General features: G+C 68.1%; 13 protein-coding genes. 9 read left to right on the top strand and 4 right to left on the bottom strand.

All coding sequences use genetic code 11. From position 1 onward, the window contains the following. Positions 1–507: 507 nt before the first annotated feature. Positions 508–1,173, bottom strand: a complete 666-nt coding sequence (msrA, locus tag HLA98_RS10385) for a peptide-methionine (S)-S-oxide reductase MsrA (protein WP_032968772.1) — start codon at positions 1,171–1,173, stop codon at positions 508–510. A 30-nt stretch (positions 1,174–1,203) separates the two neighbouring features. Continuing rightward, positions 1,204–1,467, bottom strand: a complete 264-nt coding sequence (locus HLA98_RS10380; RefSeq protein ID WP_049444214.1) for a putative signal transducing protein — start codon at positions 1,465–1,467, stop codon at positions 1,204–1,206. A 306-nt stretch (positions 1,468–1,773) separates the two neighbouring features. Between HLA98_RS10380 and HLA98_RS10375 the strand changes: the two genes are divergently transcribed. The 6 genes from HLA98_RS10375 to HLA98_RS10350 all read left to right on the top strand — a co-directional run bounded on the left by HLA98_RS10375 (position 1,774) and on the right by HLA98_RS10350 (position 7,146). After that, the gene (locus HLA98_RS10375; RefSeq protein WP_057502041.1) at positions 1,774–3,522 is read left to right on the top strand and encodes a glutamine--tRNA ligase/YqeY domain fusion protein; all 1,749 of its coding nucleotides are present in this window, start codon (positions 1,774–1,776) and stop codon (positions 3,520–3,522) included. Positions 3,523–3,565: 43 nt separating this feature from the next. Continuing rightward, the gene (locus tag HLA98_RS10370; protein ID WP_057502040.1) at positions 3,566–4,219 is read left to right on the top strand and encodes a hypothetical protein; all 654 of its coding nucleotides are present in this window, start codon (positions 3,566–3,568) and stop codon (positions 4,217–4,219) included. 50 nt (positions 4,220–4,269) lie between these two features. Then, positions 4,270–4,992 carry a DUF6348 family protein gene (locus tag HLA98_RS10365; RefSeq protein WP_057502039.1) on the top strand — a complete coding sequence of 241 codons (723 nt, stop codon included), beginning with the start codon at positions 4,270–4,272 and terminating at the stop codon, positions 4,990–4,992. Between the two features lie 98 nt (positions 4,993–5,090). Next, complete coding sequence (locus tag HLA98_RS10360) at positions 5,091–5,651, top strand: nucleoside deaminase (protein WP_057502038.1); 561 nt, start codon at positions 5,091–5,093, stop codon at positions 5,649–5,651. Then, on the top strand, positions 5,635–6,702 hold the full coding sequence (gene rlmM / locus HLA98_RS10355; RefSeq protein ID WP_057502037.1) for a 23S rRNA (cytidine(2498)-2'-O)-methyltransferase RlmM: 1,068 nt from the start codon (positions 5,635–5,637) through the stop codon (positions 6,700–6,702). Before HLA98_RS10360 ends, rlmM begins: the two co-directional genes overlap by 17 nt. Positions 6,703–6,750: 48 nt before the next feature. After that, positions 6,751–7,146, top strand: coding sequence for an EF-hand domain-containing protein (locus tag HLA98_RS10350; RefSeq protein ID WP_057502036.1), 396 nt, complete (start codon positions 6,751–6,753; stop codon positions 7,144–7,146). A 68-nt stretch (positions 7,147–7,214) separates the two neighbouring features. On the opposite strand, the gene HLA98_RS10345 is transcribed toward HLA98_RS10350, so the two are convergent. Both HLA98_RS10345 and ubiH read right to left on the bottom strand, forming a co-directional pair. Continuing rightward, positions 7,215–8,396, bottom strand: a complete 1,182-nt coding sequence (locus tag HLA98_RS10345) for a UbiH/UbiF family hydroxylase (protein WP_057502035.1) — start codon at positions 8,394–8,396, stop codon at positions 7,215–7,217. Beyond that, complete coding sequence (ubiH, locus tag HLA98_RS10340; protein ID WP_057502034.1) at positions 8,393–9,601, bottom strand: 2-octaprenyl-6-methoxyphenyl hydroxylase; 1,209 nt, start codon at positions 9,599–9,601, stop codon at positions 8,393–8,395. The genes HLA98_RS10345 and ubiH overlap by 4 nt, the downstream gene beginning before the upstream one ends. A gap of 107 nt (positions 9,602–9,708) precedes the next feature. On the opposite strand from ubiH, the gene HLA98_RS10335 reads away from it, so the two are divergent. Genes HLA98_RS10335 through HLA98_RS10325 form a run of 3 tightly spaced genes read left to right on the top strand, consistent with a single transcriptional unit; the run spans position 9,709 to position 11,804 of the window. Further along, positions 9,709–10,293, top strand: coding sequence for a hypothetical protein (locus tag HLA98_RS10335; RefSeq protein WP_049446374.1), 585 nt, complete (start codon positions 9,709–9,711; stop codon positions 10,291–10,293). Between the two features lie 8 nt (positions 10,294–10,301). Beyond that, on the top strand, positions 10,302–10,856 hold the full coding sequence (locus tag HLA98_RS10330) for a cob(I)yrinic acid a,c-diamide adenosyltransferase (protein WP_057502033.1): 555 nt from the start codon (positions 10,302–10,304) through the stop codon (positions 10,854–10,856). A 9-nt stretch (positions 10,857–10,865) separates the two neighbouring features. Beyond that, a complete protein-coding gene (locus tag HLA98_RS10325; RefSeq protein WP_049446378.1) occupies positions 10,866–11,804 on the top strand; it encodes a histone deacetylase family protein in 939 nt (312 codons plus the stop codon). Positions 11,805–11,889 lie beyond the last annotated feature (85 nt).

Raw genomic sequence — 11,889 nt, 5'->3', positions numbered from 1 at the left:
GGGTGGGGTTCGCGGGGGACGCCGTGAACCCGTCCATGGGGGCTTGGCCGCGGCATCCATGCGGCGGACACCCCCGCGAACCCAACCCGCCCGCCCTCTGACAATTTCCTGTGGCCGCCCGCCACGGAAGAAAGAAAGAAGAGCAAACGCGGGTCGCGCGCTTCGCTTGCTCGGAGCCGAGCATGGCTCGGCTCTACAAGGGCAATGCAGAACCAAACAAAAAGGACGCGGCGAACGCCGTGTCCTTTTTGTTTTCCATCAGTTCGTCAGTAACCCAATGCTCTTTCCCACCGTCACCGGGAAACTGTCGGGGGTGGGGCGGTGTGGGTTGGCAGGACCGTTGGCGCCATGGATGGCGCCATCGAGCCCCCAGGGACGGGTTCACGGCGTGTCCTGCCAACCCACACCGCCCCACCCAACAAGCAGCAACCCAGAGCCGCTTTGGCTTTGGCTTTGGCTTTGGCTTTCAGCCGTTGACGTTGCCCGCCGCAGGCGGACCACCGCGCGTCAGCGCGGCGCCTCCACATCCAACCCGATCGGGCAGCTCACGCCGGTGCCGCCGATGCCGCAGTAGCCGTTCGGGTTCTTCGCCAGGTACTGCTGGTGATAGTCCTCGGCGTAGTAGTAGGCCGGTGCCGGGTACACGATCTCGGTGGTGATCGGGCCGTAGCCGGCCGCATCCAGCTGCGCCTGGTAGGCCTCGCGGCTGGCCAGCGCGGCGGCGTACTGCGCCTCGTCGGTGGCGTGAATCGCAGAGCGGTACTGGGTGCCGGTGTCGTTGCCCTGGCGCATGCCCTGGGTCGGGTCGTGGCTTTCCCAGAACAGTTGCAGCAGCCGCTCCAGGCTCACCACCGCCGGGTCGAACACCACCTGCACCACTTCGGTGTGGCCGGTCAGGCCCGAGCAGACCTCTTCATAGGTCGGATTCGGGGTGATGCCGCCGGCATAGCCCACCGAGGTGCTGTACACGCCCGGTTCGGTCCAGAACTTGCGCTCGGCGCCCCAGAAACAGCCCAGCGCGAAACGGATCTGCTGCAGGCCGGCGAAGCGGTCCTTCAGCGGATGGCTGTTCACGAAGTGCTGGTTGCTGTGCAGCGGCAACGGCTGGTCACGCCCCGGCAGTGCTTCTTCCGGGCGCGGCAGGCGCTGCTTGAAGGCGCCGATGCCGAGGATGCCCTCGCCAATTCCCAACATGATGCGCTCCTACGCCGGCAGTCCGGCTATGTCGTCTGCGTCTGAAATGGGGGCGTCCGGCGCATGGCCCAAGTCCAGCCCCGCCACGATGTCCTCAGCCTGCGGGCGTGCTGCGTCGGGGATACCGACCCGCAGCACACCGAACAGCGGCAGTTCACCCATGCCGCCCAGCAACGACTCGCCGAACACGAAGGCCGGAATGCCGGCATCTTCCAGCGCGTGCTTGACCAGATGGGCGTCGAACAGGTTGTCGGCCTTGTACACGATGTGCATGCGGCGCCTCCGTGGGAGAGGGTTCCAGCATACGCCCGGGTGCTGAATGGTGGTGGTGACGGCGCATGACCGTTCTGCCGGCCAGCGGCCGGCACTACCCAATTGCACGGCGATCCACATTCCGCCGGCCAGCGGCTGGCACTACCCGACTGCACGGCGATCCACATTCCGCCGGCCCGCTGCCGGCGCTGCCGGAAGATGGGTGGGAAGTTGCGGCCGCTGGCCGGCATCCCCACACCCCACCGGGCAGCCCTGCCCCGTACGCGCTAGACTGTTGGTCTTTCTGCCCTTTTTCGCCCCAGACTCATGTCCGAGCACACCCCCGCCAGCCCCGAGACCCCCGCCGACAGCCACGAGAAGCGCGATTTCATCCGCCAGATCGTGCGCGAGGACCTGGCCAGCGGAAAGCACCAGGCGATCAAGACCCGCTTCCCGCCGGAGCCGAACGGCTACCTGCACATCGGCCATGCCAAGTCGATCTGCCTGAATTTCGGCATCGCCGGTGAGTTCAGCGGCGTCTGCAACCTGCGCTTCGACGATACCAACCCGGCCAAGGAAGATCCCGAATACGTGGCCGCGATCCAGGACGACGTGCGCTGGCTGGGCTTCGAGTGGAACGAGCTGCGCCATGCCTCGGACTACTTCCAGGCCTACTACCTGGCCGCCGAGAAGCTGATCGAACAGGGCAAGGCTTACGTCTGCGACCTGTCGGCCGAAGAAGTGCGTGCCTACCGCGGCACCCTGACCGAGCCGGGCCGTCCGTCGCCGTGGCGCGACCGCAGCGTCGAGGAAAACCTCGACCTGTTCCGCCGCATGCGCGCCGGTGAATTCCCGGATGGCGCGCGCACCCTGCGCGCCAGGATCGACATGGCCAGCGGCAACATCAACCTGCGCGATCCGGCGCTGTACCGCATCAAGCACGTCGAACACCAGAACACCGGCAACGCGTGGCCGATCTACCCGATGTACGACTTCGCGCATGCACTGGGCGATTCGATCGAGGGCATCACCCACTCGCTGTGCACGCTGGAATTCGAAGACCATCGCCCGCTGTACGACTGGTGCGTGGACAACGTCGACTTCGCCCACGATGACGCGCTGACGCAGCCTCTGGTCGACGCCGGCCTGCCGCGCGAAGCGGCCAAGCCGCGCCAGATCGAGTTCTCGCGCCTGAACATCAACTACACGGTGATGAGCAAGCGCAAGCTGATGGCGCTGGTTACCGAGCAGCTGGTGGACGGCTGGGAAGACCCGCGCATGCCGACTCTGCAGGGCCTGCGTCGCCGTGGCTATACCCCGGCGGCGATGCGCCTGTTCGCCGAGCGCGTGGGCATCAGCAAGCAGAATTCGCTGATCGACTTCAGCGTGCTGGAAGGCGCGCTGCGCGAAGACCTGGACAGCGCCGCGCCGCGTCGCATGGCGGTGATCGATCCGGTCAAGCTGGTGCTGACCAACCTGCCGGAAGGCCACGAAGAGCAGCTCACCTTCAGCAACCACCCGAAGGACGAGAGCTTCGGCAGCCGCGAAGTGCCGTTCGCACGCGAAGTGTGGATCGACCGCGAGGACTTCGCCGAAGTGCCGCCGAAGGGCTGGAAGCGCCTGGTGCCGGGTGGCGAAGTGCGCCTGCGCGGCGCCGGCATCATCCGCTGCGATGAAGTGATCAAGGATGCCGACGGCACCATCACCGAGCTGCGCGGCTGGCTGGATCCGGAATCGCGTCCGGGCATGGAAGGCGCCAACCGCAAGGTCAAGGGCACCATCCACTGGGTCAGCGCCGTGCATGGCGTGCCGGCCGAGATCCGCCTGTACGACCGCCTGTTCTCGGTGCCGAACCCGGATGATGAATCGGAAGGCAAGACCTACCGCGATTACCTCAATCCGGAATCGCGCCGCACCGTCACCGGCTATGTCGAGCCGGCCGCGGCCAGCGCCGCGCCGGAGCAGTCGTTCCAGTTCGAACGTACCGGCTACTTCGTCGCCGACCGCCGCGACCACACCGAAGCCAAGCCGGTGTTCAACCGCAGCGTGACCCTGCGCGATACCTGGTCGGCCTGAGGACCTGCGCGGGCGCCAGCACGGCGCCCGCACGCCATCGACAATGATCACCGCCCTCTCCGTCCTGTTCTGGTTCATCTCGCAGCATCCGCTGCTGACGTTCTTTGCAGCAATGGTGCTGGCCGGGCTGGTCTCGTGGTGGCGGCGCTTTCCGGGCTACGCCATCGTGGTGTTCCCGCTGGCGATGCTCAACATGTTCCTCGGCCACTTCCTCAATGCCGCCTTCCTCAACGTGGTGGGCGAGCGTGGTGAAGCGGTGATCGTCAAGGCCGAGCAAACCAGCTCCACGCTCAACGAACAGTACATCTGGCGCTACGAAGGGGTGCTGCGTACCGCCGAGGGCCGCGACGTGGAGGTGGTGTTCCACACCAACACCGCCTCGCTATGGCCGCTGGAAAACGCCATCCGCATCCCGGCGCGCGACCAGCCGTTCGTGGTGAAGTACACGCCGGGCTTCCCGCGCAACTTCGTCATCCTCACCAACGAATCCCCGCATGGTGTCGCCCAGGCCCGGACCAGCGCGCGCGAGCGCGTGGAGGTGGCGGCGCGCAAGCTGCACTTCAGCCCGGGCAATGCCGATTTCCGCGCGGACTATCGCCGCGAGCTGGAAACCTGGCTGCGCGACCACGGCAACGATCCGCAGCAGCAATCCGACGCGCAGCGATATCGCGCCGAACTCGACGCGCTCGACCGCTAGATCCCCAGGCCCTGCCTGGATGTTCCACCCCATCCACCCACAGGCCTGACATGACCACGACCTCCGCCGCCCTCCTCCCGCTGCTGCAGCAGGTCCTGCAGGACGCGAGCGTCGCCAGCCACGTCGACGGCAACGCGCTGCTGCTGGACAGCGGCCTGCGCCTGACCCCGCATGCAATGGCCGCACACGCGCGCGACAACGGTGGTTGGCAGACCTCCACCGTCATCGAAAGCCAGCATCCGCAGTTGTTCGCCGATGGCCTGTTCGAGTACCAGCACGCAAATGGTGCCGATGAGCAGGCATCGCTGTTGTCCGGCTTCCAGGCCTGGGCCCGAGTGGACCTGGTGACCCTGCAGACCGCGATCGGCGCCCAAGACGCACAGGGCCTGCCGATGATGGGCCTGACCTATCCGGCCGGTGACAATGGCGAGGAACACGAGCGCACCGTGGTGCTGGGGCCGTTGGCGCACTACCGTGCACAGGAAGTGGATGCCTCCACCTGCAGCGAAGACGATCATGGCTCCTGCCCCTGCTGCCTGTTCACCCGCAGCATGGACGCCTTCGACGAGCTGCTGAAAGCCCGCCAGTTCCTTGCCATCCGCCTGTTCGCCTCGCGCGATGCCGACGGCCTGTGCGAGGCCGATTGCCGGGTCAACGGCCACGACTTCGCCGCCGCCCTGCCCCTGCTGCGCGCCTACGCGGCCAGCTGGCCGCAGGCCGGGCTGGAGTTCCGCAAGCAGTACGTGGTGATCCGCACCGGCTCGCCGGGCTGACCCACCGCCACACCCGATACAGGCCGGTGCAGCTACACTGCGCGCCGGTTTCCCAAGCAACCGCACCTTCTTCCATTCCACTACGAGGCACCCCCGCGATGCTGTACGCGCAAGTCCACCTGACCCTTCCCGCCTGGATCCACGACCAGATCGACCTGGATCGTCGATATCCAAGCGATGAGGCCAAGGTCGCGCTGGCGATCGAGCTGTCGCGGCTGAACGTCGAGCACGCCAGTGGCGGTCCGTTCGGTGCCGTGGTGTTCGGCCCGGATGACAAGGTCATCGCCGCCGGCGTGAACCGGGTGATGCCGCACGCGACCTCGCTGGCGCACGCCGAGAACATGGCTTACATGCTGGCCCAGCAGCGCCTGCAGACCCCGCGCCTGAACGCGGTGCTGTCGCCGGTCACCCTGGCCACCAGCTCGCAGCCGTGCTGCCAGTGCTACGGCGCCACCGTGTGGGCCGGTATCGACCGCCTGCTGATCGGTGCCAACTCGGCCGACGTCGAAGAGCTGACCCCGTTCGATGAAGGTCCGCTGCCGGCCGACTGGGTGGGTGAACTCAACAAGCGTGGCATCGAAGTGGTGCAGGGCCTGAACCGCGACGCCGCGCGCAGCGTGCTGCGCGCCTATGGGGAAAGCGATGGCGCCCGTTACTGAAACCGGCATCGGCCTGCTGTGCCTGTGCCGGCAGGGCTTCGAGCCCGAGCTGGCCGGCGAGCTGCAGTTCCGTGCCGGCGAAGCCGGTTTCGCCGGCTATGCGCGTACCCAGCGCAATGACGGCTACGTGCTTTTCATGTGCGACGAAGCCGCCGCGCTGGCGCCGCGCCTGCGCTGGCGCGAGCTGATCTTCGCGCGGCAGAAGCTGGTGGCGCTGGCCGAACTGCCGCAGCTGGACCCGGCCGACCGCATTACCCCGATGCTCGACGTGCTGGCCGATGCGCCGCGCTTCGGCGACCTGTGGGTGGAACACCCGGACTCGGACGCCGGCAAGCCGCTGTCCGGGTTGGCCCGCGCCTTTGGCAATGCGCTGCGCCCGGCGCTGCGCAAGGCTGGCAAGCTGACTGACAAGCCGAACAACCGCCTGCCGCGCCTGCACGTGGTGTTCGTCGACGGCACCCATGCCTTCGTCTGCGTGGCCGACCCGGCCGACAGTGCGCCGTGGGCACTGGGCATCCCGCGCCTGAAGCTGCTGCCCGAAGCGCCTTCGCGTTCGGCGCTGAAGCTGGACGAAGCCCTGCTGACCCTGCTGACGCCGGAAGAGCGTGAAGCGCTGGCCAAACCCGGCATGCGCGCGGCCGACCTGGGTGCCGCACCCGGCGGCTGGACCTGGGTGCTGACCCGCCAGCACATGCACGTGCTGAGCATCGACAACGGCCCGCTGCGCCAGCACGTGCTGGACACCGGCCTGGTCGAGCACCTGCGCGCCGACGGTTTCCACTGGCACCCGGAGCAGCCACTGGACTGGATGGTCTGCGACATGGTCGAGCAGCCGCGCCGCGTGGCCGAACGCATGGCCACCTGGTTCCGCGAAGGCTGGTGCAGGCACGCGATCTTCAATCTGAAGCTGCCGATGAAGAAGCGCTGGGACGAAACCCGCTTGTGCCTGGACCTGTTCCAGGACCAGGCCGGCAAGCCGCTGGTGGTACGCGCCAAGCAGCTCTATCACGACCGTGAGGAGATCACGGTATTGGCCTCGCCGCTGCGCTGAGGAACATGCCCGCCGGGCATGGGTCCGGCGCTACCGAGGAAGGGAACCATGCGATACCACTCGCTCGCCATGTTGATCACCCTGCTGGCAGCCGCACCTGCCATTGCCCAGCAGCTGCCGCACACCCCTGCGCAGAGCCAGCCGCTGGGCCCCACCGGCGGCGCGATCCGCCAGCAACCGCTGGATGCTGGCCGGGTCAGCGGCAGCGTCGAGATTGCACGACCAGCCGGCGAGGCACAGGTGACCGTGCGTTCGCTGGAACCGAGCAGCGTGGTCGGCCAGTACCGCATCCACTTCGCCGCGCTGGATGTGAACGGCGATGGTTTCATCAGCCGCGAGGAAGCACAGGCCAACCCGGCGCTGGCCGATGAGTTCAATGCGTTGGACGTGAAGCGTCGCGGCAAGCTGGATCGTGCCGACCTTGCCGGTTGGCTGGTTGACTGAAAAAAGGGACGGAGGGGATTAAGTCGCATGTGCACATACGACTTAATCCCCTCCGTCCCTTTTTTTCGTTAGACGCCGGCGGCGCGCTTCCAGAATGCCTGCACCAGCGGCGGCCACTTGCCGACACAGCCCAGCGCGCGGCCACGGGCCAGGGTCAGGTGCATTTCGTCGTTGGAGAACAGGCGGTTGATCGCATCGAAGCTGTAGGCGGCGATGTGGTTGTCGCTACGCCGTTCGCGCGCCCAGCGCTGCAGGCGCTGTGGCGACAGCCGCGGCTGGCCACGGCGCTCGGCCGATGGCGCCAGCCACTGCTGCAGGGCGGCCACGTCGCGCAGGCCCAGGTTCACGCCCTGCCCGGCCAGCGGATGCACCACATGCGCGGCATCACCCAATGCCAGCACACGGCCAGCCACGTAGTGACGGGCCAACTGGCGGCGCAGCGGGAAGGCTGCGCGCGGTGATGCCAGACGCAGCTCACCCAGCCGCGCCGCGAAGGCGCGGGTCAGCTCGCGGTTGAACGCATCTTCGTCCAAGGCCAGCACACGTGCCGCCTCATCCTCGGGCAGGGTCCAGACGATCGAGCTGCGGCGCTCGGCGACCGGCAACAGCGCCAACGGCCCGGTCGGCAGGAAACGCTGCCAGGCGGTGGCCTGGTTGGGAAGATCGCTGTCCACGTAGGCCACCACGCCACGCTGGTGGTAGTCATGCTTTTCAACCTCGATCCCGGCCAGCTGGCGCAGGGTCGACTCGGCACCGTCGGCGGCCACCGCCAACGCCGCTTCCAGGCGGCGACCGTCATCCAGGCGCAGGCGCACGCCGTCTTCATCCTGTTCCAGCGCTTCCACCCGTGCCGGGCAGTGCAGCTGCACGCCCGCCGCCGGCAACGCCGCCCACAGGCGATCCTGCAGCAGGCCGTTCTCGACGATATAGCCCAGCTCACGACGGCCGAAGCGATCGGCGTCGAACAGCAGATCTTCGCCACCGGCGGCATCCCACACCTGCATGCGCCGGTAGGGCCAGGCGCGGGCCTGGGCGATTGCCGGCCACACGCCCAAGCGGTTCAACAGTTGTACGTTGTCAGCGGCGAAGGCGAACACGCGCAGGTCCGGCTGTGCGGCCTGCCACGGTGCCGGCTCACGGCCTTCCACCAGCGCAACCGACAGGCCGGCATCGGCCAGCGCCAGCGCGCAGGCGGCACCGACCACGCCGCCACCAACGATGGCCACATCAAGGCGCATGCGCCGGCTCATGCGGCTTCTCCACGGCACAAGCGCGGCACGTCGCCACGGAAGCCCATCGCGCCACCGACCAGCATCGACTGCACCGAGGCGCGCTGTGCGGCCACCAGGCCGAGACTGCGCAGCGGCCGCATCAGCGGCGCCGGGTTGCTGGTCAGCCGCGCCAGGCCGCCGGAGAACGCCACGGTCTGCCGGCGGTCTTCCTCGCGGCGTGCGACGTAGGCCTGCAACAGTGCATCACTGCCGGCATCTTCATGCGCATCCTCCAGCAGTTCGGCCAGGGTCAGCGCATCGCGCAGGCCCAGGTTGAAGCCCTGTGCACCCAGCGGGTGGATGGTCTGCGCGGCATTGCCCAGCAGCACCATGCGCTCACCGGCCAGCGCCCGCGCCAGTACCTGGATGAGCGGGTAAGCACTGCGCGGGCCGGATTCGAGCAGGCGACCGGCACGCCAGCCGATCGCGTTCTGAAGGCGTTGCAGCCAGGCCGCATCGTCCAGCGCCATCACCGCATCGGCCTGGTCGCGCGCTACGCCATGCACGGTGCCGAAGTGACGATCGCCACGCGGCAGCAGGGCAGTCGGGCCGGTATCGGTGAACCGCTCCCAGGCCGTGCCGTCCGGCGCGCGCTGGCTGCGCACGCGGGCCACGAACAGGGTCTGCTGGAAATCATGGCGGTCGACCTCGATGCCCAGCGCGCCACGCACGCCGCTGGTGGTGCCATCGGCCCCCACCACCAGACGTGCCAGCAGCATGCGTTCGCCGGCCTCGTCAGCCACCCGTACCTGGCGGTAGCCATCGACCACGTCGCCCAGGCCCACGAATCGCATCGGCCGGTAACGGCGCAGGCGCGGCAGCTCCTGCAGGCGCGCTTCCAGCGCCTGGCCGAAATCGCGCGCGACCACCACCTGGCCGAACCACGGCCGGTCGTAATCGGCCGCTTCGAGCTGCACACGGCCGAAATCGCCGGCACGGCTGACATGGATGCGCCGGATCGGGCCCGGCGCCATCGCCAGTTTCTGCATCACCCCCAGCGCGGTCAGCGCATTGACGGTAGCAGCGGCGAAACTGAGATTGCGTTGATCGAACACCGCAGGCAGCTCACCGGCCGGGCTCGCCTCGAGCAGGCCCACGTCGCGGCCGAGGCGGTCCAGGGCAATGGCCAGGCTGGCACCAACCAGGCCACCACCGACGATCAGCACGTCATGTCGTTCACTCATGGTGTTCATGATACGCGCTCGCCCCGACTGTACGCCGAACGGGCGGCACCTGCGCCAACCTGCGCGGCGGGCTAGAATGAAACCTGAATCCGCTCCGGGCCCCCACCATGTCCGACACCGCCAACCGCGCCTTCGTCCTGTCCGTGCTCGTACTGCTGCTGGCGGCGACCCGGGTCAATCACTTCGCGGCGATCCCCGATGCCTCCTGGGCCGTGTTCTTCATCGGTGGCTTCTACCTGGCCCGCTGGACGCGCTGGGCGTTCCCGCTGCTGATGGTGTTCGCGGTGCTGGTGGACTGGATCGTGATCCGCAGCAGCGGCCTGGATTTCTGGCAGCACTACTGCATCTCCCCGGGCTACTGGCTGCTGCTGCCGGCCTATTTCTCGCTGTGGGCCGGCGGCATGCTGCTGGGCCGCAACTACCAGAGCGCGCGCTGGCCGGTACTGGCCAAGGGCGCGCTGCTGCTGGTCGCCTCGGTGGCGGTCTGCCACCTGCTGGCGCAGGGCGGCTTCTACTGGACCAGCCGCAACGTGGCCGAGCCGACCCTGGCGGGCTGGGCACAGAACTACGCGCAGTGGTTCGGGCCCTACCTGCGCACCACGGCGATCTACGTGGCACTGGCCGCCGCCCTGCAGCTGGCCGTGGAGCAGGTGTTGAAGCTCCAGCAGGCCCGCCGCGACATCCGCCACTGAGCCGCGCCATGGGTCATCGCCTCTCGCGCATCTACACCCGCACCGGCGACGACGGCAGTACCGGCCTCGGTGACGGCCAGCGCGTGGCCAAGGATGACGCCCGCGTGGCGTCCTTCGGCACCGTCGACGAGGCCAATGCCGCGCTCGGCCTGCTGCTGGCCGTGCCCCTGCCCGAGGATGTGCGCGCGCTGGTGGTGCATCTGCAGCACCAGCTGTTCGACCTGGGCGCCGAACTGTGCATCCCCGGCCACGCCGCCATCCATGCCGCCGACGTCTCGGCCCTGGAACAGCAGCTGGACCATTACAACGCCGACCTGCCGATGCTGAAGGAATTCATCCTGCCAGCCGGCGGCGAAGCCGCCGCGCGCTGCCATCTGGCCCGCACCATCGTCCGCCGCGCCGAGCGCGAAACGGTCACCCTGGCCCGCCACGAAGCCGTGCGCAGCGAGGCGCTGCAGTACCTGAACCGGCTGTCGGACCTGTTGTTCGTACTGGCCCGGGTACTGGCCCGCGCCGATGGCCAGGGCGAAGCGCTGTGGCAACCACAGCAGCGCCAGCGCTGAGTCGGCACGATGCTGGTCTATACCCACCCGTCCTGCCTGTTGCATGACCCCGGTCCCGGCCATCCCGAGTGCCCGCAACGTCTGCAGTACGTACTCGATGCGCTGCATGCAGCCTTCCCTGGGCAGCTCGAATGGCGCGAGGCGCCGCCAGCCAAGTTCGGCGAACTGACCCGGGTCCACGACAGCGCCCTGCTCGACTTCGTGCTGCAGCCGCAGACCGCGCCGCTGCGCCAGCTGGACATGGACACCTGGACCTCGCCGGGTTCGGCCAGCGCCGCCGTGCACGCCGCCGGTGCCGGTGTGGCCGCAGTCGATGCGGTGATGCTGGGCGAGGACCCTCTGGCCTTCTGCGCGGTGCGCCCGCCGGGCCACCATGCCACCAGCAGCACGGCGATGGGCTTCTGCCTGTTGAACAACATCGCCATCGCCGCCGCCTATGCCCGCGACCGCCATGGCCTGGAGCGGATCGCGGTGGTCGATTTCGACGTGCACCACGGCAACGGCACCCAGGACATCTTCCAGCACGATGCCCGGGTCTCGTACTACAGCACCCACCAGGCCGGGCTGTTTCCCAATTCCGGCCTGCGCCGCGACCGCGGTGCCGGCAACCTGATGAACATCCTGTTGCCGCCGGGCAGCGGCGGCTTCCGCTTCCGCAACGTCTGGGCCGACGAGATGCTGCCGGCCATTGACGACTTCCGCCCGCAGCTGCTGCTGATCTCGGCCGGCTTCGACGCCCACCTGCGTGATCCGCAGGCGGACCTGATGCTGGAGACCGACGATTTCGCCTGGATCACCCGTGAACTGCACGCGCTGGCGCGTCGTCACGCGGCCGGCCGGGTGGTGTCGATGCTGGAAGGTGGCTACGACCTGCAGGCCCTTGCAGAGTGCAGCGTAGCCCACGTCCAGGCCCTGATGTCACCGGCGTCCAGCGCCGCCGCCGGATGAACCCGAACCGGCAGGCTCCGGCGTCCTTCATTGCCCCTATGCAAGGGATGGGGCAAGCTACCGTCCGTTTTCGCCCGAATCCGAA

The sequence above is a fragment of the Stenotrophomonas africana genome (assembly GCF_013004645.1).
GTDB classification, from domain to species: domain Bacteria; phylum Pseudomonadota; class Gammaproteobacteria; order Xanthomonadales; family Xanthomonadaceae; genus Stenotrophomonas; species Stenotrophomonas africana.
Note: the sequence above shows the minus strand (reverse complement) of the source record. Positions and strands in the feature narration are given on the sequence as shown.

Coding starts and splice junctions, on each gene's coding strand:
- HLA98_RS10350 (WP_057502036.1), top strand. CDS start 6,751: ATGCGATACCACTCGCTCGCCATGTTGATCACCCTGCTGGCAGCCGCA.
- HLA98_RS10325 (WP_049446378.1), top strand. CDS start 10,866: ATGCTGGTCTATACCCACCCGTCCTGCCTGTTGCATGACCCCGGTCCC.
- rlmM (WP_057502037.1), top strand. CDS start 5,635: ATGGCGCCCGTTACTGAAACCGGCATCGGCCTGCTGTGCCTGTGCCGG.
- HLA98_RS10365 (WP_057502039.1), top strand. CDS start 4,270: ATGACCACGACCTCCGCCGCCCTCCTCCCGCTGCTGCAGCAGGTCCTG.
- HLA98_RS10370 (WP_057502040.1), top strand. CDS start 3,566: ATGATCACCGCCCTCTCCGTCCTGTTCTGGTTCATCTCGCAGCATCCG.
- HLA98_RS10380 (WP_049444214.1), bottom strand. CDS start 1,467: ATGCACATCGTGTACAAGGCCGACAACCTGTTCGACGCCCATCTGGTC.
- HLA98_RS10345 (WP_057502035.1), bottom strand. CDS start 8,396: ATGAGCCGGCGCATGCGCCTTGATGTGGCCATCGTTGGTGGCGGCGTG.
- HLA98_RS10375 (WP_057502041.1), top strand. CDS start 1,774: ATGTCCGAGCACACCCCCGCCAGCCCCGAGACCCCCGCCGACAGCCAC.
- ubiH (WP_057502034.1), bottom strand. CDS start 9,601: ATGAGTGAACGACATGACGTGCTGATCGTCGGTGGTGGCCTGGTTGGT.
- HLA98_RS10360 (WP_057502038.1), top strand. CDS start 5,091: ATGCTGTACGCGCAAGTCCACCTGACCCTTCCCGCCTGGATCCACGAC.
- HLA98_RS10335 (WP_049446374.1), top strand. CDS start 9,709: ATGTCCGACACCGCCAACCGCGCCTTCGTCCTGTCCGTGCTCGTACTG.
- HLA98_RS10330 (WP_057502033.1), top strand. CDS start 10,302: ATGGGTCATCGCCTCTCGCGCATCTACACCCGCACCGGCGACGACGGC.